At 68.8% G+C, this 18,497-nt stretch carries 18 protein-coding genes and 2 pseudogenes; 7 read left to right on the forward strand and 13 right to left on the reverse strand.

Annotation, left to right across the window (positions count from 1 at the left end; all coding sequences use genetic code 11):
- Positions 1-39 precede the first annotated feature (39 nt).
- Entirely contained in the window at positions 40-174 is a 135-nt protein-coding gene (locus tag AB0K60_RS25700) for a hypothetical protein (protein WP_364060309.1), read from the reverse strand.
- Between AB0K60_RS25700 and AB0K60_RS25705 the strand changes: the two are divergent.
- A pseudogene (locus AB0K60_RS25705) lies at positions 154-289 on the forward strand (IS5/IS1182 family transposase); the annotation flags it as partial. The gene AB0K60_RS25700 and the pseudogene AB0K60_RS25705 sit on opposite strands and share 21 nt — an antisense overlap.
- Before the next feature lie 50 nt (positions 290-339).
- On the opposite strand, the gene AB0K60_RS25710 reads toward AB0K60_RS25705, so the two are convergent.
- Entirely contained in the window at positions 340-600 is a 261-nt protein-coding gene (locus AB0K60_RS25710; RefSeq protein ID WP_364060016.1) for a DUF397 domain-containing protein, read from the reverse strand.
- A gap of 155 nt (positions 601-755) precedes the next feature.
- On the reverse strand, positions 756-1,535 hold the full coding sequence (locus tag AB0K60_RS25715; protein WP_364060019.1) for an SDR family NAD(P)-dependent oxidoreductase: 780 nt from the start codon (positions 1,533-1,535) through the stop codon (positions 756-758).
- A 230-nt stretch (positions 1,536-1,765) separates the two neighbouring features.
- Between AB0K60_RS25715 and AB0K60_RS25720 the strand changes: the two genes are divergently transcribed.
- Positions 1,766-2,596, forward strand: a complete 831-nt coding sequence (locus tag AB0K60_RS25720) for a helix-turn-helix transcriptional regulator (protein WP_364060022.1) — start codon at positions 1,766-1,768, stop codon at positions 2,594-2,596.
- 23 nt (positions 2,597-2,619) lie between these two features.
- Here AB0K60_RS25720 and AB0K60_RS25725 read toward each other — a convergent pair whose 3' ends face one another.
- From AB0K60_RS25725 to AB0K60_RS25740, 4 genes and pseudogenes are all read right to left on the reverse strand, one after another.
- Positions 2,620-3,441: a hypothetical protein gene (locus tag AB0K60_RS25725; protein WP_364060025.1), complete on the reverse strand. Its 822-nt coding sequence runs from the start codon at positions 3,439-3,441 to the stop codon at positions 2,620-2,622.
- An 87-nt stretch (positions 3,442-3,528) separates the two neighbouring features.
- Positions 3,529-4,086 (reverse strand): GNAT family N-acetyltransferase, encoded by a 558-nt coding sequence (locus tag AB0K60_RS25730; RefSeq protein ID WP_364060028.1) that lies wholly within the window; start codon positions 4,084-4,086, stop codon positions 3,529-3,531.
- Between the two features lie 17 nt (positions 4,087-4,103).
- Entirely contained in the window at positions 4,104-5,216 is a 1,113-nt protein-coding gene (locus tag AB0K60_RS25735; protein WP_364060312.1) for a hypothetical protein, read from the reverse strand.
- A gap of 135 nt (positions 5,217-5,351) precedes the next feature.
- Positions 5,352-5,435, reverse strand: a pseudogene (locus AB0K60_RS25740) (hypothetical protein); the annotation flags it as partial.
- Here AB0K60_RS25740 and AB0K60_RS25745 point away from each other — a divergent pair.
- Entirely contained in the window at positions 5,410-5,994 is a 585-nt protein-coding gene (locus tag AB0K60_RS25745; protein WP_364060031.1) for a hypothetical protein, read from the forward strand. The pseudogene AB0K60_RS25740 and the gene AB0K60_RS25745 overlap by 26 nt on opposite strands.
- Positions 5,991-6,242 (forward strand): hypothetical protein, encoded by a 252-nt coding sequence (locus AB0K60_RS25750; RefSeq protein ID WP_364060034.1) that lies wholly within the window; start codon positions 5,991-5,993, stop codon positions 6,240-6,242. The genes AB0K60_RS25745 and AB0K60_RS25750 overlap by 4 nt, the downstream gene beginning before the upstream one ends.
- A gap of 114 nt (positions 6,243-6,356) precedes the next feature.
- Here AB0K60_RS25750 and AB0K60_RS25755 read toward each other — a convergent pair whose 3' ends face one another.
- The 6 genes from AB0K60_RS25755 to AB0K60_RS25780 all read right to left on the reverse strand — a co-directional run bounded on the left by AB0K60_RS25755 (position 6,357) and on the right by AB0K60_RS25780 (position 12,514).
- A complete protein-coding gene (locus AB0K60_RS25755; protein ID WP_364060037.1) occupies positions 6,357-7,736 on the reverse strand; it encodes a hypothetical protein in 1,380 nt (459 codons plus the stop codon).
- A gap of 43 nt (positions 7,737-7,779) precedes the next feature.
- On the reverse strand, positions 7,780-7,947 hold the full coding sequence (locus AB0K60_RS25760) for a hypothetical protein (protein WP_364060040.1): 168 nt from the start codon (positions 7,945-7,947) through the stop codon (positions 7,780-7,782).
- Positions 7,948-7,976: 29 nt separating this feature from the next.
- Positions 7,977-8,204: a hypothetical protein gene (locus AB0K60_RS25765; protein WP_364060043.1), complete on the reverse strand. Its 228-nt coding sequence runs from the start codon at positions 8,202-8,204 to the stop codon at positions 7,977-7,979.
- Positions 8,205-8,248: 44 nt separating this feature from the next.
- A complete protein-coding gene (locus AB0K60_RS25770; RefSeq protein WP_364060046.1) occupies positions 8,249-9,631 on the reverse strand; it encodes a hypothetical protein in 1,383 nt (460 codons plus the stop codon).
- Between the two features lie 167 nt (positions 9,632-9,798).
- Positions 9,799-11,592 carry a sugar ABC transporter ATP-binding protein gene (locus AB0K60_RS25775; protein ID WP_364060049.1) on the reverse strand — a complete coding sequence of 598 codons (1,794 nt, stop codon included), beginning with the start codon at positions 11,590-11,592 and terminating at the stop codon, positions 9,799-9,801.
- 112 nt (positions 11,593-11,704) lie between these two features.
- Positions 11,705-12,514, reverse strand: coding sequence for a DeoR/GlpR family DNA-binding transcription regulator (locus tag AB0K60_RS25780; RefSeq protein ID WP_364060306.1), 810 nt, complete (start codon positions 12,512-12,514; stop codon positions 11,705-11,707).
- Between the two features lie 301 nt (positions 12,515-12,815).
- On the opposite strand from AB0K60_RS25780, the gene AB0K60_RS25785 reads away from it, so the two are divergent.
- The 3 genes from AB0K60_RS25785 (at position 12,816) to AB0K60_RS25795 (ending at position 18,463) form a co-directional block, all read left to right on the forward strand.
- Entirely contained in the window at positions 12,816-15,401 is a 2,586-nt protein-coding gene (locus tag AB0K60_RS25785; RefSeq protein ID WP_364060052.1) for a PA14 domain-containing protein, read from the forward strand.
- Between the two features lie 20 nt (positions 15,402-15,421).
- A complete protein-coding gene (locus AB0K60_RS25790) occupies positions 15,422-16,540 on the forward strand; it encodes an ABC transporter substrate-binding protein (protein WP_364060055.1) in 1,119 nt (372 codons plus the stop codon).
- A gap of 177 nt (positions 16,541-16,717) precedes the next feature.
- The gene (locus AB0K60_RS25795) at positions 16,718-18,463 is read left to right on the forward strand and encodes a sugar ABC transporter ATP-binding protein (RefSeq protein WP_364060058.1); all 1,746 of its coding nucleotides are present in this window, start codon (positions 16,718-16,720) and stop codon (positions 18,461-18,463) included.
- Positions 18,464-18,497 lie beyond the last annotated feature (34 nt).

Below are 18,497 nucleotides of genomic sequence, written 5' to 3' on the forward strand. Positions count from 1 at the left end.
AACGGCGTACGGATGCCGCCGACCGCGCCTTGACCGCCATCACCGGCAGGAAATGATCACCCGGGTGAGGGTCAACACGTCGATAAGGCCGGTGACACACGCCACGGTCAAACCGTGCGCGGAACCGGGCAACGCCGGCCAGGCCCACGGCATATCCGAGCTGCCGGCGAACATGCCGCCGCACCCCCGAAAGCCTGGAAGGTACCGGTCAAGTTGCGCTGTTGCCCTGCCGCGCACCGCGCCGGTTCAGGCCATCTTCGTCCTGCAGGCCATCCAGGAAGATCGCTAACCCAGGATGAAAGGCCGCACCGGTCCGGCAACTATCGCAAAACAGCAATTTCAGCTGATCGTCTGCGTCGATCTCTCCGGCTTGGCCTGGGGCGGGAGGGCGGCGATGGCTCCCGCTTGGCTTCTCACAAATGTCTCCCACTCAGCCTTACTGAAGGTCAGGACTGAGTTGTTCGGGTCTTTCGAGTCGCGGATGGCGACGCGTTCGCCGAAGGCCGCTATCTCGACGCATTGATTGCCTTGGGTGTTGGAGTAGCTGGATCGGCGCCAGACCAAGGCGGCGTATTCGGGCTGGGCATTCGGGTGGGTCATGGTGCGGTCCTCCCTGCGGCCACCTTCCTGATCAGCGCGATTGTCGCTTGAGGGCTGAGGGCCGCCGCACGCAGGTGGTCAAATACGACGTTATAACGGTCGATCGCCTCGCCCGACGGGCCCGAAACCCTGCGGTGGTTTCGGGGCCCTTCGTTTCAGTTGGTGCGGTAGCGGGTGGCGAGTTCGGTGCTCTGGCCGCCGAAGGCGGCCAGTTCGGCGGCGAAGACGCGGTCGAGCAGGGTGGGGTCCTCGACGCCGGGGGCGCAGACGACCTCGCCGAGTTCCAGGCCGCGTAGGGACGCGGTGACGACGTCGGGGGCGCTCATTCGGGGCAGGAAGCTCAAGTCGAGGCCCTGGCGCTCGTGGAACTCGGTGGCGACCACACCCGGGCAGACGACCTGCACCCGTACGCCTGTGCCTTCGAGTTCGGCGCTGAGTGTCTGGGACATGGTGACCAGGTAGGCGAGGGTGCCGCCGTAAACGACTCGGCGGGGCATTACCTCGCTCGGCGCGGGGCCGCTGAAGGCGATCATGCCCGCTACGTTGACGATCGTGCCCTGGTGCCGCTCCAGCATGCCCGGTACGGCGGCGCGAGTGATCATCGTCGGGGCGAGGACCTTGACCTTGACGATTTCACGTGCCTTCTCGGCGGGCAGGTCGGCGAGCGGCATGTAGTGAGCCACCCCCGCGTTGTTCACCAGCATCGTCAGCGGCTCGGTCGCGCAGATCTCCGCGACCTCGTCGATGCCCGCGTCGGTGGACAGGTCGGCCACGACGGGCCGGACCTTGACCTCGGGGTGGGCGGCGACGAACTCGTCGAGCCGCTCCCGCCGCCGGCCGGTGATGATCAGGTCGTATCCGTCCGCGGCTAGGCGCTCGGCGAACGCCCGGCCGATGCCGGAGGTGGCCCCCGTGACAAGTGCGAGATCGCTCATATCGACTGTTCCTTTCGATGACCGGCCGCAGCGGCCGGGATGCCGTGCGTACGTGCCCCCGCTGTTCCCGGCTCACGCGAGACCTCTTCGGCTCCCGGCCGTGGTGACCCGAATGGGGTCGCTGCCATGCCTTCATCATGGGGACGGCGCACAGGAGCAGGTAGTGGTCCCGTCTTCATAGGACTCGCAGTGCCACGTACGGCTCGGGGCATATGAGCCACACTGGTCGTATGGCAGGGACAGAACTCGGCGCGGCCCTGCGGCGCTGGCGTGACCAGGTCTCACCGGAGTCCGCGGGCCTCCGCGCGGGCGGCCGCCGGCGCGCACCCGGGCTGCGGCGCGAGGAACTGGCCCAGTTGGCCGGGATCTCCGTCGACTACGTCACCCGGCTCGAACAGGGACGGGCCGCCAACCCCTCCGCGCAGGTCATCGAGGCCCTTGCCCGCGCGCTGCGGCTCACCGGCGGCGAACGCGCCCACCTTTACCAGCTCGCCGGACTTGTTCCCCCGGGCCCCAAGACGGTTCCGACGTACATCACGCCCAGCGTTCACCGGATGCTGGACCGGCTCACCGGCACCCCCGTCGCGGTCTTCGACGCCACCTGGACCCTGCTGCTCGCCAATCCCCTGTACAGGGCGCTGATGGGCGAATGGCACGGCGACGACCTCAACGCCGTGTGGCGCAACTTCGTCGGCGTCGGCACCCGCGTATGCCACACCCCCGAATCCCTGGGCGCCCTACGCGCCGCACAGGTCGCCGACCTGCGCAGAACGGCGAGCCTCTACCCGGCCGACCAGCGGCTGCGACGCCTCATCTCCCGACTGCGCGCCGCCAGCGCCGAGTTCGCCGACCTCTGGGACTCCGGCGCCGTCGGCCGCCACGAGGCCGCCCGCAAGACCATCGACCACCCCCACGTCGGCGCCCTCACCCTGGACTGCGATGTACTCGTCGCCGCCGACAACGACCTGCGCATCATGATCTACACGGCCGAACCCGGCAGCGAGGACGCCGAACGCCTCGCCCTCCTCGCCGTCATCGGCACCCAGACGCTCACCGGATAGCCGGCGCCGCAACGGCAATCGACTCACAACGACATCAGGTCGGGATGGCACGACGTCAGGAAGGCGAACATGCCGGTGCCCTCCTTGCTTCGGAAGAAGTCGACCATGGAACTGTTGAATTCCAGGCGACGGCTGGCGGGGACGCTGATGGCGTCGATGCCGTGGGACATCAGGTGTCCGTTCATCATGTTCCGGGCGGTCCGCTTGTTGCCGTCGAAGTAGAACTGCTGCAGGGCGGCGAACAGGAAGTAGGCGATGGCCTGCTCGAACGGATCGTCGACCTCCTCCCGCAATGCTTCGATGCCCTGGGAGTGAAGCCGCCGGAGATTCTCACCGCCGGGCTCGGTCTGCGGTGGCAGATAGCGGCCGTGCTCGCCGAGGCTCACGCCCGGCGTCAGCGTCAGCTTGCCCTCGCCTCTGAAGTGGCCCGCTTCAAGGGCCTCATCCCGCGCGATGAGCAGGTGAAAGCGGTCGGAGGTGGCCTTGTCCAAGCGAAACTCCCCTGCCTTCACCACGGTGATCAGATCCTTGGCGGCCTCAGCGAGGTTGAGCACTTGGCGTTCGTCGCTGATCTTGTGCCCCCCGACGGTGATGCCCTCCATAAGGGTCTGCACCTCTGGGTAGGTAAAAGGGTTGCCTTCGAGGACCGCGGCGTCCCACACGAACTCGGGCAGGGACCGCTGGTATCGCCAAACCGCACGAGCGACGTCGTGAACGGGAATGTCGTGACTGACAGATGAGCGATCCCACCTGAAGCCCAAGGCGTCGAAGAGGCGCGAGTCAGCGCCCATTGCCCCTCCCCTTTCCTTCAAGTGCCTCTGATCGAGGTAAGGCACTTCGCTCACCTCGATCAGGTTACTCGGCCGTCCCAACAGCAGTTCGCTGATCCACCGCCTAACCGGCGATTGGTGAGCCGGTCGGCTCGTGGGGGATCAAGGGTGGAGTGGCAGCGGCAGTATCAGTACGTCCATCAGGGGGGCGTGTTCTACTCCGGGGCGGAGTTCGGCGGCTTTGCGCCAGCCCCAGCGGCGGTAGGCACGGTAGGCACGGGTGTTTTCCGGGCGTACCAGCAGCGTCGCGCGGGTTTCCGGGCGGCCTTTGAGTAGTTCGTCGTGGAGGGCGTGGCCGACGCCCGCGCCGCTCCACCGCTTGCGGACCATGAGCTCGCTGAACGCGAAGGTTCTTGTGCCGTTCTCGTCGGTGAAGCCGGGTTCGACGTCGGTCAGCAGGCCGCGCCACCATGCGGTGTCGCGGTCGAGCGGCCAGCCCCACGCCTGACCGAGCGGTTCGTCACCCTGGAAGGCCACGACGAGGTCGTAGCCGGGGCGTCTGGTGTAGGCGTCGAAGCGGCGCATTGGCACGTCGCCGGTTTCGAACGGGTCGCCGCGTTCGATGGCGTCGGCGTAGGCCTCGCGTTGAATGAGCTCGACCGTGGCCCGGATGGTCTGTGCGCCTTCGCCGTCGTAATGCCGGAACTGAAGTTCGGGCACGGGCGGAATCCTTTCGGTCAGGCGGACAGGGAGCGTACGGCCGCGTCATAGCGCGCGCAGAATTCTTCGGCGGCGGGAATTCGTCCGACCGCGGTGCGCATTGAGAGCAACTCCCGGAGCGTTCGGCCCGATTTCACGTTGGAGTTTTCCGGGAGTACGGCGGTGGCCTCGCTGATCGCCTGTTCCGTGTCTCCCTGCTCCAGGAGTGCGATAGCCAGCGTGGCACGGTAGGCGACATGGTCACGTGCGGAACGGGCCGGGTCTTCGATAGCCGCGCGGTACAGGTCCGGCACGTGATCGATACGGTCACCCTGGATACGGGCGAGCGCGTGATAGCCGAGCCCTTCGTAGCCGGTGATCTCGGAATGGGTTACGAAATCGGTCCATGCCGGATCTGTTGGATGCGGACCGCGATCGAGTTCACGCCGAGCCGTGGCGATGGCGGATCGGAAGCTGGATTTATCACCGAGTGCGGCATGTGCGTAGGCCTGTCGTATCGCGGTTAGCGCGTGCATGCGCGGCGAGGGCTCGTGCCGGGCGAGGGCGGCGGCATGGTTCGCGAACCGCAACGCCTCTCTGACCAGACCTGGCCGACCTGTGCTTTCCGCCAGGTGCATGGACTGTTGGGACAGGTGCGCGTAGAGGTACACGCTGACGTCGATGTTTTCCGCGCTGCCTGCCAGCAACTCGGCCTCGCCGTACAGGCGCCTGGCGAGTTCCTGTCTGCCCCCGTCGTACGCCGCCCACCCGGCCACCGCCCCGAGTTCAGCGGTCGCCGCGAGCAGTTGCCTGCCGTTGGCGTCGCTGTAGTCGGAATCCTCCAGCAGCAGTCGCGCCCATGCGAAGTCCTTGACGGCGGCGGCCAGAACGGAGTTTCCGCCCGTCGACTTATAGCCGCTGGAGATCTGCTGCACGCGGGACCGCAGATAGTTGACATGAGCCATGTCGACGCGGTCCGGCACCTGGGGTATCGCCCCCAAAGCGGCCAATCCGACCGCCATCTCGTTGAAAGTCCGCCGATCCATTCCCCGCAACCACTCCTCCATATCGAACGCGGCACCGGTCAGGGTGTCATTGTCACGATCAAATACGAGAGGAGGGCGTTCCTTGCCGCGGCTCTCACCGTCCACCCGCGCCCCGGCAGCCCCACAATCAACCGCAGTCGAAACGACCGCGGCCAAGCCCTGGAGGGCCACCTCATAGTGGCGGATGATGGACGGGGTGACATCGCGTTCCCCTCGCTCTATGCGCGAGAGATGACCTCGGGATAATCCGGTTCTCTCAGCGATCCATCCCAGACTAACACCCGCTTTCTTCCGCGCAATGCGCAAATCGTTCCCCGTCGTCATGTCGCCTCCGCCGTCGCGGCAACACCCGGCGGTTGCGGCAATGGCCGATGCCGCAACAGAGACCGCCGACTTTGCCGTTCCTGAAGCCGATGCTGGTTTCGCCTTAACCAAGCGTAGCCCACGCAGAGTAATCAAGCCATCACAACATGAACGGACCGCGGGAAGCCCCGGCATCACCGGCTCCGGCCAGAGACAGGAGGACGCCAACGTGATCATCAGAATGCGCGAATGGTGGAACGATCCACCAGCGCGCGGACGGCACCGCCAGGGCCTGCCGCTCGTACCGAGTGAGGACTGCCGTCGCGAGTGGGACGCGGCGCAGCGCTCGGCCGCCGCGCGGCTGGACCGGATCGAACGAGCCTGGACGATTCTGTACGGCCTGGGCCGCCGCCGCTTCTACGCCATCGCCCACTGGCCGTCCGACGAGCCCCTGATCGTCGAGGCACCCACTCCCGAAAGCCTGCGCGAGCAGATGCGCGAGGCCGAGGTGCTCCCTTCGGCCGCCTCGGCGCCATCGTGGATCCCCCCGCGCCACGCGTACGCGGTGAGGGCGGCGTGAGCGTAGCCGACAACGAACTCCTGGCGCTGCACCAGCTCGGCGTCGACTACGGCCGCGATTGGCACATCTGGCGATCGGCCCCCACCCCCGCCGGCAACAGCGGCTGGTACGCCACCCGGCGACGCCACTCGGCCCGCGACACCGACCGCGGCCTCTGGCCGACGCTGGCCGCCGACACCGCCGACGACCTCCGCCGCGAGCTGGAGGCCCAGGCACGGGCGGCCGCGATCCCCGCCGACGCGCCCTGATCGGAGAAGCGGGCGAAGGCCGCCGGGACAGCCGTTGCCAAGAGCCTGCCCGGCGTTTCCTTCGCCCGCATCCGTCCGCCGGCTTCTGGCCGAGTTCGGCCGTGGGGTGAAGGGTCAGAGGCTCTTGAGATAGGCCAGGGACGGCATGAAGAAGAATTCGCCGCCCTTCATCGTCACGGTCTGGGGTGCCTGCTGCTGCGGCGGGCTGAGCTTGCCGCCGTCCCAGGTCTCGGGGTATTGCACCTTCATGGTGCGCTTGCCCTGACCGATCAGCGGATCCTGGCCGGTCTTGTCCTGCGGGAAGTCAGGGTTGTTGGCCCAATCCTGAATGGTGAGGAACTGCCCCAGGGCGCCGTTGAAGGCCATGAACAGCAGGCCCACCCCGCCGGTCGGCCGGGTCTCCGGCGGCGCGTCGTCCCACGGGTTGTCGGTGCGCGTGCCGTACGTCTGCCCGCGCCGGGGCATCATCACGCCTTGGAAGTGCTCGGAGCCGGTGTCCCTCGCCTGACGGGGGCTCATCTTGCGGATGTGGGCGAAGGCGGGGCACTTGTTGCCGGGGTCTTTGGCGTAGTTGAAGTCGTTTTGCGTCGGCCAGTCGTCCGAGCTGGGCTTGCCGTGCAGCCGTAGCGGCGTGCCGTTGCGGAACCGGCCGACGAGCATCGCCCCGGCGCGTGCCCGGTCCGCTCCGGTGAGCCCGAGGGCGTCGGCGAGCTCCTCCTCGGCCTGGCGGAACGCCCGCACGTTCTGCTCCAGCTTGCGGAAGACCAGGTAGGAGCCGAAGTGCCGGGTCGGGTTCGGCGCCAGCGGGTCGGCGGCCAGGACGTGATTGAGCGGGAAGAACGGGCTCCAGTTGACGCTGCGCTCCTCCGCCACCTGATCGGCGAGGAACAGCGGCTGGCTGCGCCCGTCCACGTACCCGAAGTGCTCGATGCCCTTGCCTTCGGGATTGCGCATCCCGAGACCGGTCTCCTCGCCGAGGAGCCTGACCGTCGAGCCCATCAGTTCGAGCACCTTGGCGCGGGTGGCCTCGACCGGCTCCGCGGTGGCGTCGCCGATCAGCACGACGGCGTGAATTTCCCCCTGATAGTGCTCCTCCCACTCGCTGGCCGGCGGGTCGTTGAGGAAGTCCCGGCTCCGTTTCATGCCTCCCGTGAATTGGGCGTCATCGAACTTCTTCGGGTCGAAGCCAAGCTCGCGATATCCGTCCTTGCTGATCCCGACGCCGACGTATACGGTGCCGGGGGCCTTCGACTCACGGTGCCCGCGCACCTCCTCCAGGTGCGTCCTTGCCGACTTCATCAGCGGGACCAGGCTCCGCAGGAAGCGTCTGCCGCCATCGGCGTCGCCGAATCGTACGAACAGGATCGACATATGGTCCCGTACGTGCGCCTGCAGGATGTTGGGCTGCAGATTATCGAGCATCGCCTTGGTGTCCTCATCCAGGTCAGGCGAATCCCAGGCAAGCGGCTCGGTGTTCTCCAAATCAACCGGCATGGCCGTCCTCTCTCGTCGGAGGTCTCCTCCCGTAAGTCGCCATTTATGCCGAAAAAGTTCGATCGCCACATGACCGAATTCGGCGGCCGTGCTCGCCGAGGCTCACGCCCGGCATCAGCGTCAGCTTGCCCTCGCCTCTGAAGTGGCCCGCTTCAAGGGCCTCATCCCGCGCGATGAGCAGGTGAAAGCGGTCGGAGGTGGCCTTGTCCAAGCGAAACTCCCCCGCCTTTACCACGGTAATCAGATGCGGCGGCGGCCGAGGTCGAGGCGCTCGAACGGGAAGAACGTCTCGCGAGCTACCACTATCTGCCTGCGGTCAAGGCTGACCTGCTGCGACGACTTTTCACGGTGCTGGACCAGATGGTGCGCGGCCCCGGGCTTCATCTGATGGACGAGCCCGAGGCCGCCTTGTTCACTGGCGGCGGTACCTTGCGGACCCTGCCCTCCATTTGCGGTGGTCTTCTTCACCCTGGCCCATCAGCGCCTGGCCGAGTTCGGGTGTGGAGCAAACCTTAGAGGCTCTTGAGGTAGGCCAGGGACGGCATGAAGAAGTACTCGCCGCCCTTCATCGTCACCGTCTGGGGAATTTGCTTCTGCGGTGGGCTGAGCTTTGTGCTGCCCCAGGATTCGGGGAACCGTACCTCCACGGTTCGCTTGCCTTGACCGATTATGGGGTCCTGGCCGGTGCCGGGCTCCGGAAAGTCGGGGTCATTCGCCCATGCCTGCTGCATGAACTCGAACTGGTCCTGCAGGCTGGAGTTGAAGGCCATGAACAGCAGGCCCACCCCACCGGTCGGCCGCGTCTCCGGCGGCGCGTCGTCCCAGGGGTTGTCGGTGCGCGTGCCGTAGGTCTGGCCGCGCCGGGCCATCATGACGCCGCCGCGTTCGAGCCCGCCGTCCCTCGTCTCCCGAGGGGTGGTCTTGCGGATGTGGGCGCTGACGGGGCATTTGCCGCCGGGGTCGTCGCGGTAGCTGAAGTCGTTCTGGGTCGGCCAGCCGTCCGAACTGGGCTTGCCGTGCAGCCGCAGCGGGGTGCCGTTGCGGAACCTGCCGACGAGCATGGCGCCGGCGCGTTCCCTGTCCTCCCCGGTGAGGCCGAGGCTGTCGGCGAGGTCCTTTTCGGCCTGGCGGAACGCCCGTACGTTCTGTTCCAGTTTCCGGAAGACCAGGTAGGTGCCGAAGTGCTGGTCCGGCTTGGGTGCCAGCGGGTCCGCGGCCAGGATGTGGCTGAGCGGGAAGAACGGATTCCAGTTGACGCCCTTCTCCTCGGCGACCTGGTCCGCGAGGAACAGCGGCTGGCTGCGTCCGTCGACGTACCCGAAGTGCTCGATGCCCTTGCCCTCGGGATTGCGCTGCGCGAGACCGGTCTCCTCGCCGAGGATTCCGGCCGTCGCGGGCAGCAGTTCGACGACCTTGGCGCGTGCCGCGGTGACCGGGGCCTTGGTGGCGTCGCCGATCAGGATGACGGCGTGGATCTCCTTCTGGTAGGGGATCTCCCAGTCCCCGACGGGTGGATCGCTGAGGGTGTCCTTGCGCCGCTTCATGCCTGATTTGAACGCGTTGTCGGTGAACTTGTTCGTGGCGTGACCGAGCGCGAGGTAGCCGGCCTTGCTGATGCCGACCCCGACGTACACGGTGCCGGGCGTCGCCGATTCACGGAACGCGCGCACCTCCTCCAAGTGCTTTCTGGCCGACTTCATGAGCGGAACCAGGCTGCGCAGGAAGCGCCTGCCGTCGGCGCCGTCGCCGAAGTGCACGAACAGCACCGACAGGTGCTCCCTGGTGTGCGGCTGCAGAATGTTGGGCTGCAGGTTGTCGAGCATCGCCCTGGTGTCCGCGTCCAGGTCCGCCGAGTCCCAGGCAAGTGGCTTGGTATTCCCCAGATCAACCGGCATGTCGGTCCTTACCCATCTGTTGAGTACGCTTGCTGCCTCCTTCCATAAGTCGATATTTCCGGTGAAAAGGTTCGGCGGATAGAGATTTCAGCTGCGGCCCTCGAAGCCGATGATGGTGATCGTGCCGGTGGAGACGCGCAGGCCGAAGCGAAATGCCGTGCGGCCTCTCACCCGGTCCCCGCCGCGCCGGCGGGAGCGGCCTCGGCGATGGTCTGGACGATGCCCTGCTCGGTGATGTCGAGCCCGGTGAGCTCGCCGACCACGGCGCCGTCGCGCAGCACCACGACACGGTCGCAGTTGTCGGCCAGTTCGCTCGGGTCGGACGAGATCAGCAGTACGGCGAGGCCGTCCACGGCGAGGTCGTCGATGAGGGAGCGCATCTCGGCCTTCGCGGCGACATCGACGCCGCGCGTGGGCTCGTCCAGCAGCAGGATCCGGGGGTGCATCGCCAGCCAGCGGGCGAGCAGCACCTTCTGCTGGTTCCCGCCGGACAATTCGGCCACCCGCTGCCGGGGCGAGGTCGCCTTGATGTGCAGTCGCGCCATCAGGTCGGAGACGACCTTGTCCACCCGGGCCTCGGACACGATCCCGGCCCGCGACAGCCGGGTCAGCGCGGCCAGCGCGATGTTGTCCCGCACCGAGAGCGTCGGCACGATGCCCTCGGTCCTGCGGTTCTCCGGCACCAGGCTGATCCCGGCGCGGATCGCGGCCCGGATCGACCACTTGCGCGGCGGCGTCCCGTCGACCGTGACCTGCCCGGCGTCCACCGGGAGCGCCCCGGCGATGGCGCGCGCCGTCTCGCTGCGGCCCGCGCCGAGCAGACCGCCGAGGCCGACGACCTCCCCGGGGCGCAGCACGATCGACACGCCCGACAACACGCGCCGACGCGTGAGCCCGGTCGCCCGCAGCACCGGCAGGTCGGCGAAATCGCCGCTGTCGGCGGATTCTCCGGAGGCCGCGAACGCGGACTCGTCACGACCGGAATCGACCGTGCCGACCGGGCCGACCGTGCCGACCGGGTCCAGGGTCGAGCCGGATCCGACGGCGGCAGGCTCGCTCGCGGCACGGGGGCCGTGCGCGGGCTCGCCGTAACCGGGAGCGCCGGATTCGATCAGGCCGTTCTTGAGCCCCGGCTCCCCTCCGCCGGACTCGGTCACGCCGAACTCCGCGAGGTCCAGCTCGTCGAAGTCCAGCTCGGCCAGCGCGGACCGGACCGGCGGGACGCGACCGGGCCGGTACGGCCGGCCCAGCATCAGCGAGACGAGCCTGACCTGGTCGATCTCGGCCAGCGGGCCGGTGCGCACCACCCGGCCGTCGCGCAGCACGGTCACCCTGTCCGCGGCCCGGTACAGCTCCTCCAGCCGGTGGCTGACGTAGACGATCGCCCGCCCCTCGTCCCGCAGCCGGTCGACGACCTGGAACAACGTCTCCATCTCGGCGGGCTCCAGCCCCGCGCCGGGCTCGTCCAGCAGGATCACCCGCGCCCCGCCCGCGGCGGCCCGCGCGATCGCGACCATCTGCCGCGCGCCGGGGCCGAGCGACCCGAGCGGGCGCCGCACGTCCACGCGCAGGCCGTAGGGGGCGAGGACCTGCGCGGCGGCATCGTTCATGCGCGAGAAGTCGATCAGCCCGAACCGCCGGGGCTCGCGGCCGAGGAAGAGGTTGCGCGCGATGCTCATCATCGGCACCAGGTTGATCTCCTGGTGTACGGCGCTGATGCCGGCCTTGCGCGCGTCGAGCGGGTTGGCGAGCCGGATCGGGCGGCCGTCGATGCGTAACTCGCCCCGGTCCGCGCGGTGGACGCCGGCCAGCACCTTCACCAGGGTCGATTTGCCGGCTCCGTTGCCGCCGACGAGGGCGTGCACCTCTCCCGCCCGCACCGCGAGGGAGACGTGGTCGAGCGCACGGACCTCCCCGAACGACTTCAGGATGCCCACGGCTTCGAGCAGGGTGGCGGCCACAGGCTCCCTCCTCACCCGAGGAGACGTTTCACTGTGATCGATCGTGTGCCTGACTGGAAACAATAACGTAACGAAATGACCCTGTTAAGGTAACAGATAAGGTCAGATTCGATCAGAGTCTGGCCACATGCAGTCGCACGCCGCGTCCGGCGAGCTCGTCGAGCACGTCGCCGGGCGCGGTCTCGTCGGTGACCAGGTGGTCGATGCGCTCGGTGGGGATCGTCTGCACCATCGTGTCCAGCCCGATCTTGGTGTGGTCGGCGAGCACGACGACCTCCTCGGCCGCCGCCGCCAGCGCCCGGTCCACGCTCGCGACCTGCATGTTCGGCGTGGACAGGCCGCGCTCGGCGGTGAGCCCGTTGCCGGAGAGGAACGCGCGCCGCACCCGCAGCCCGGCCAGGGACGCCTCGGCGGCGCTGCCGACCAGCGCGAGGATCGAGCCGCGCAGCGTGCCGCCGGTGAGCACCACCTCGATGCGCGGGAAGGCGGCCAGCGCCTGCGCGACCGGCAGCGAGTTGGTGACCACGGCGAGCTCGTTGTGCCGCCCGAGCCGGGTGGCGAACGCCTGGGTGGTGGTGCCGGGGCCGACCACGATCGCGTCGCCGTCCTCGACCAGGGAGGCGGCGAGGTCGGCGATCGCGAGCTTCTCGGCCCCCGCGACCTGCGCCTTCTGCGAGTGGGTCGGCTCGCGGGTCAGCTCGCCCGGCAGCGTCGCGCCGCCGTGGTGGCGGTTGAGCAGGCCCTCGGCGGCCAGGGCCTTGAGGTCGCGGCGTACGGTGACCTCCGAGGAGCGCACCGCCTGCGCCAGCTCACGCAGCGAGACGGCGCCGTTGGCGCGCAGCAGTTCCAGGATCCGCTGTCGCCGCTCCGCCGCGAAGACGGGACGGCGGCCGTCGCCCGGACCCTGCGCGTCGCTCACCATGTCCATCCCCGGTCCATCCGCGGTCACGCCGCGGTCCGTCTCCGGTCTGTCCGGTCTTTCGCCGGTTCATCACGTACGCCGTCGTCTCGCCACCTGCGGCGAAAGACCTGACCAGCACCGATCATAGTCAGTCGGCGGCGCGCCGTAGCGCCTCCGCTCCTCTGATCGTATCTGAACGAATGCGATCGAAACTGTTGACTGTTTCGATCAGGCGGTGCTTTCTTTAGGTCCACGGGCTCCTGAGAGAGGACGTCGTGGGATGAGAAGCAGTCGCGGGACGACTATCGGCAGACACCCCCTCGTGTTACTGTTCGCGGCTCTCGCCGCGCTCGTGGCGCAGGTCGCCATGGTGGCGCCGGCGTCCGCACAGTCGCCGGACCCTGACGCCTCGGCGGCGGCCACGGCCGCCCGGCCGGGGCTGAAGGGCGAGTACTACACGAGCACGGGACCGGGCAAGTTCGACTTCGGCACGCTCAAGGCGACGATCATCGACCCGAACATCGAGTTCGCCGACCTTGAGCCGACCTTCACCGCGCTCACCGGCCAGAACGACAACGTGACCGTGCGCTGGACCGGGCGGATCACACCTCAGCACTCCGAGACGTACACGTTCTCGATGATCGGCGACAACGGCTACCGGCTGTGGGTCGACAACCAGATCATCATCGACCACTGGGTGGACGACTGGGACATCGAGCAGGTCGGCACCCCGATCGCGCTCGAAGCCGGTCGCGCGTACGACTTCAAGATCGAGTACTTCGAGAACTGGGGCGGCTCCAACCTGCGGCTGCGCTGGGAGAGCCCGAGCACGCCCAAGGCGATCGTGCCCGCGAGCGCGTTCACCCTTCCCGAGGGCTACGAGCCGCCGGGGCCGAGCACGGCCCGGCTCACCGAGGCGGGCGACACCGCGGTGCTCACCTTCGACAAGCCGCTCGCCCGGCTCCCCCGTGACGCCGCGAACCACTTCGGCCTCACCGTCGCCGGTACGGCCTGGCCGGTGAAGTCGGTCGCCCTCGACCGGCGCAACCCCAAGGTGCTGCGCCTCGGCCTGGAGTACCCCGTCCCCCGGCAGGCCGGCAACAGCCTGCGCGCCTCCTACGACGGCCAGGGCGGCGTCGCCTACGCCGACGGCAGCGCCTTCGCGGCGTACGTGTACATCCTCGTGGAGAACGGATCGAAGTACACGATCAGCACCCAGTGGGCCAAGAAGGTGGACCCGAACCGGCCGCTGCAGGAGTACCCGCGCCCGCAGCTCACCCGGAACGAGTGGCTCAACCTCAACGGCCGCTGGGAGTTCGCCGCCGCGGCCGAGGGCGAGGCCCCGCCGTTCGGCCGCACGCTGCGCGAGCGCGTCACCGTTCCGTTCCCGATCGAATCCACCCTGTCGGGCCTGCAGCGGCACGAGGACCGCATGTGGTACCGCCGCACCTTCACCGTGCCGAACCGCTGGAAGGGCCGGGTGCTGCTGCACCTGGACGCCGTGGACTACGAGTCCAAGGTGTACGTGAACGGCACCGAGGTCGGCTCGCACAAGGGCGGCTACGACCGGCACACCGTGGACGTCACCGACGCGCTGCGCCCGTACGGCAAGCAGGAGCTGATCGTCTGGGTGTCCGACCCGAGCGACCGCGACCGCCAGGCCCTCGGCAAGCAGCACCTCACCCCGAACAGCATCTGGTACACCACCGTCTCCGGCATCTGGCAGACGGTCTGGCTGGAGCCCGTGCCCGACGCCCACGTCACCGGCCTGCGCACCACCCCCGACGTGCCGGGTAAGGCGCTGAAGGCCACCGTGAACGCCGAGGGCGACGGCGCCGCCAAGGTCACCCTCACCGCCCGCGCCGGCCACAAGGTCGTCGGCACCGTCACCGGAGCCCCCGGGACCGAGCTGACGCTGCCGGTGCGCGACCCGATCCTGTGGACCCCCGACCGGCCGTTCCTGTACGACCTGGACGTCACGCTCAAGGACGCCCGCGGCCGTACCCTCGACCGGGTCGGCAGCTACTTCGGGATGCGCTCGATCGCGGTCGCGCAGGTGGACGGGACCAACCGCATCCTGCTCAACGGCGAGCCGGTGTTCAACTTCGGCCCGCTCGACCAGGGCTTCTGGCCCGACGGCATCTACACCGCGCCCACCGACGAGGCGCTGCGCTACGACCTGGAGCAGACCAAGCGCTGGGGCTTCAACGCGGTACGCAAGCACGTGAAGGTCGAGCCCGACCGCTGGTATTACCACGCCGACCGCCTCGGCCTGCTGGTCTGGCAGGACATGCCCGCCCGGTTCGCCGCCGGGTCGGCCGAGGACAACGCCCAGTTCGAGGCCGAGCTGAAGCGCATCATGGACCAGCACCACAACAGCCCGTCGGTGATCATGTGGGTGCCGTTCAACGAGGGCTGGGGCCAGTACGACCAGGCCCGCATCGCCGACCAGGTCAAGGCGTGGGACCCGTCCCGCCTGGTCAACAACATGAGCGGCATCAACTGCTGCGGCGCCCGGGACGGCGGCAACGGCGACGTCGCCGACTACCACATCTACGTCGGCCCTGGCGACCCGCCGGCGCCGACCGGCAGCCGCGCCACGGTGCTCGGCGAGTACGGCGGGCTCGGCCTGCTCCTCGTCGGCCACACCTGGTCGGGCGGCGGCTGGGGTTACGTCGGCGAGCCCGACCGCAACGCGCTCACCGACCACTATGTGCGGCTCGACGAGGACCTGAAGCGGCTGCGCTCCTGCAAGGGCCTGTCCGCGGCGATCTACACCCAGACCACGGATGTGGAGATCGAGGTCAACGGAATCATGACGTACGACCGGGCGGTCACCAAGCCCGACGTCGCCAGGATCAGCGCCGCCAACCAGGCAGTGATCAAGGACGCGCCGGTCGCGTGCTGACCATTCGGAAAGGAAACACCATGATCACCCCCCTGCGCTCCACATCGACCTCCGGCTCGGGCAGACGGACGGGCGCCCGGCGTACCGGGGCGGCGCTCGCGCTGTGCACGGTGCTCGCGCTCGCCGGCTGCGCCCGGGGCGAGGAGAGCACCGCGCAGCCCGCCGCCTCCGGCACCCAGGGGCAGCAGCAGGTCGTGCAGTCCAGCCCGGCGGGGACGTCGGCGACCTGCACGCTCAGCCAGTTCGGCGGGGAGAAGTTCGACCTGAAGAGCGCGCCGGTGGGCTTCTCGCAGTCGGAGAAGGAGGCCAACCCGTTCCGGATCGCCGAAACCCAGTCGATCAAGGACGAGGCGGCCAAGCTGGGCATCACCGACCTCAAGGTGACCAACGCCCAGTCGCAGTTCTCCAAGCAGATCACCGACGTACAGCAGCTCATCGCCCAGGGCGTCAAGCTGCTGGTCATCGCCCCGCTCAACTCCGACGGCTGGGAGCCGGTGCTCCAGCAGGCCGCGGCGAAGAAGATCCCGATCATCACGGTGGACCGGAAGATCAACGCCACGGCGTGCAAGGACTACCTGACGTTCATCGGGTCGGACTTCTACGAGCAGGGCAAGCGCGCCGCCGACCGCATGATCGAGGCGCTCGGTGGCAAGGGCGAGGTGGCGATCCTGCTCGGCGCGCCCGGCAACAACGTCACCAACGAGCGCACCGCCGGGTTCAAGGACCGGATCAAGGAGAAGGCGCCGGAGATCACGATCTCCTTCGAGCAGACGGGCGAGTTCGCCCGCGAGAAGGGGCAGCAGGTCACCGAGCAGCTCATCCAGTCCAAGCCCGACATCAAGGGCATCTACGCGGAGAACGACGAGATGGCGCTGGGGGCGGTGACCGCGCTCAAGGGCGCGGGCAAGGAGCCCGGCGACATCAAGATCGTTTCGATCGACGGGACGCGCAGTGCCGTCCAGGGGATCGTGGACGGGTGGTTGCACTCGGTCATCGAGTCCAACCCCCGATTCGGGCCGCTCGCCTTCGAGACCGCGCAGAAGTTCCTCGACGGGCAGCCGATACCGGACAAGGTGATCATTTCCGACCGGGAGTATGACAAGTCCACCGCCGAGGGCGCGCTGGGCGACGCGTACTGATCGGCGCCTGATCGGCGCTTGATCGGCGCCTCATCGGCACACGGCCCGCCCGCCCGGACCGATCACGAGCCCGGGGTCCGGGCGGGCACGCCGCCCCGCGCCGCCGCGATCCGCGCGGGCGGGGCGGCGTCCCGCAACCGCATACGCCAGACGAGATCGTTACGGGGGAGGAAACCGTTGCCCGTATCCACCGAGACGGAACCGGTGCTTGAGGCCCACAAGGTCTCCAAGCGCTTCCCCGGGGTGCTCGCCCTGGATCAGGTGTCCTGCGCTCTTCTCCCCGGCGAGGTGCACGCGCTCGTCGGGGAGAACGGCGCCGGCAAGTCAACCCTCATCAAGGTGCTCACCGGCGTGTACCGGCCCGACGGCGGTGAGCTGCGCTACCGGGGCGAGCCGGTGTCCTTCGCCACGCCGCTGGAGGCGCAGCGCTCCGGCATCTCGACCATCTACCAGGAGGTCAACCTGGTGCCGATGATGAGCGTGGCCCGCAACCTGCTGCTCGGGCGCGAGCCGCGCACCCGGCTCGGCGTCATCGACGCCGCGCGGATGAACGCCGAGGCCGAGCGGGTGCTCGCCGGCTACGGCGTGCACACCGACGTACGGCGGCCGCTGCGCACGCTCGGCGTCGGGGCGCAGCAGATGGTCGCGCTGGCCAGGGCGGTCTCCGTGGACGCCCGGGTGATCATCATGGACGAGCCCACGTCGTCGCTCGAACCACGCGAGGTGGAGACGCTGTTCGGCGTGGTGCGGGAGCTGCGGCGGCGGGGGCTGGCGGTCGTGTACGTCAGCCACCGGCTGGAGGAGCTCTATCGCATCTGCGACCGGGTGACCGTGCTGCGGGACGGGCGGCTGGTGCACAGCGGGCCGCTCGCGGAGCTGGAGCGGTTGCGGCTCATCTCCCTCATGCTCGGCCGCGACCTCGCCGACGTTCCGGCGCCGCGGTCCCAGGGGGCGCGTTTCGCCGCCACCCTGCCCGCGCAGCGTGAGGCGGATGATGGGTTGGGCGACGTCAAGGCCGATTCGGGTACGGGCGCGCTCGCGCTGACCGCCGCCGAGGTGGACGACGCCCTGGTACGGCGCAACGGCGTACGCGCCGACGTTCCGGTGGTGGAGGCGCGCGGGCTGACCCGCCGTCATCAGTTGCACGAGGTGTCGGTGGCCGTGTGGCCGGGCGAGGTCGTCGGGCTGGGCGGGCTGCTCGGGGCGGGGCGCAGCGAGACCGCGAAGGCCATCGTGGGCGCGCTGCCCCTGGACGGCGGCGAGGTGCTCGTGGCGGGACGGCCGCTGCGGCATCGGACCACGGGGTCGGCCATCCGGGCCGGGGTGAGCCTGCTGCCGGAGGATCGCAAGGCCGAGGGCATCGTGCCCACCCTGTCGGTGCGGGAGAACATCGCGCTCGCCGCGCTTCCCCGGCTCTCCCGTGCCGGGATCGTCTCCGATGAGCGCATCGACCGGATCGTGGCGGCGTTCATGCGGCGGCTGCGCATCAAGGCGGCCTCGCCGAATCAGCGGGTGTCGGAGCTGTCGGGCGGCAACCAGCAGAAGGTGCTGCTCGCGCGGTGGCTCGCCGTACAACCGCGGGCGCTGCTGCTCGACGAGCCCACCCGGGGGATCGACATCGGCGCGAAGGCCGAGGTGCGGGCGCTCATCGACGAGCTCGCCGAGGAGGGGCTGGGGGTGCTGCTGATCTCCTCCGATCTGCAGGAGCTGGTGGACGGCTCCGACCGCGTGGTCGTGCTGCGCGAGGGGGCGGTCGTCGGCGAGCTGCGCGGCGAAGAGATCACCGAGCAGGCGATCATGGCGTCGATCGCCGCCCATTCGGCTGAGCCCCCCAATGAGCCCCCCAATGAGCCCCCGGATGAGCCTTCTGGCGAGTACCCGGACGGGCCCTCGGATGCGCCGGGAGAGGACGATTCGCAGTGAACGAGATGCCGGTAGGACAAGCCTTCGGGGTAAA

Origin of the sequence: Thermopolyspora sp. NPDC052614, assembly GCF_040678635.1 — a bacterium.
Taxonomy (GTDB): Bacteria; Actinomycetota; Actinomycetes; order Streptosporangiales; family Streptosporangiaceae; genus Thermopolyspora.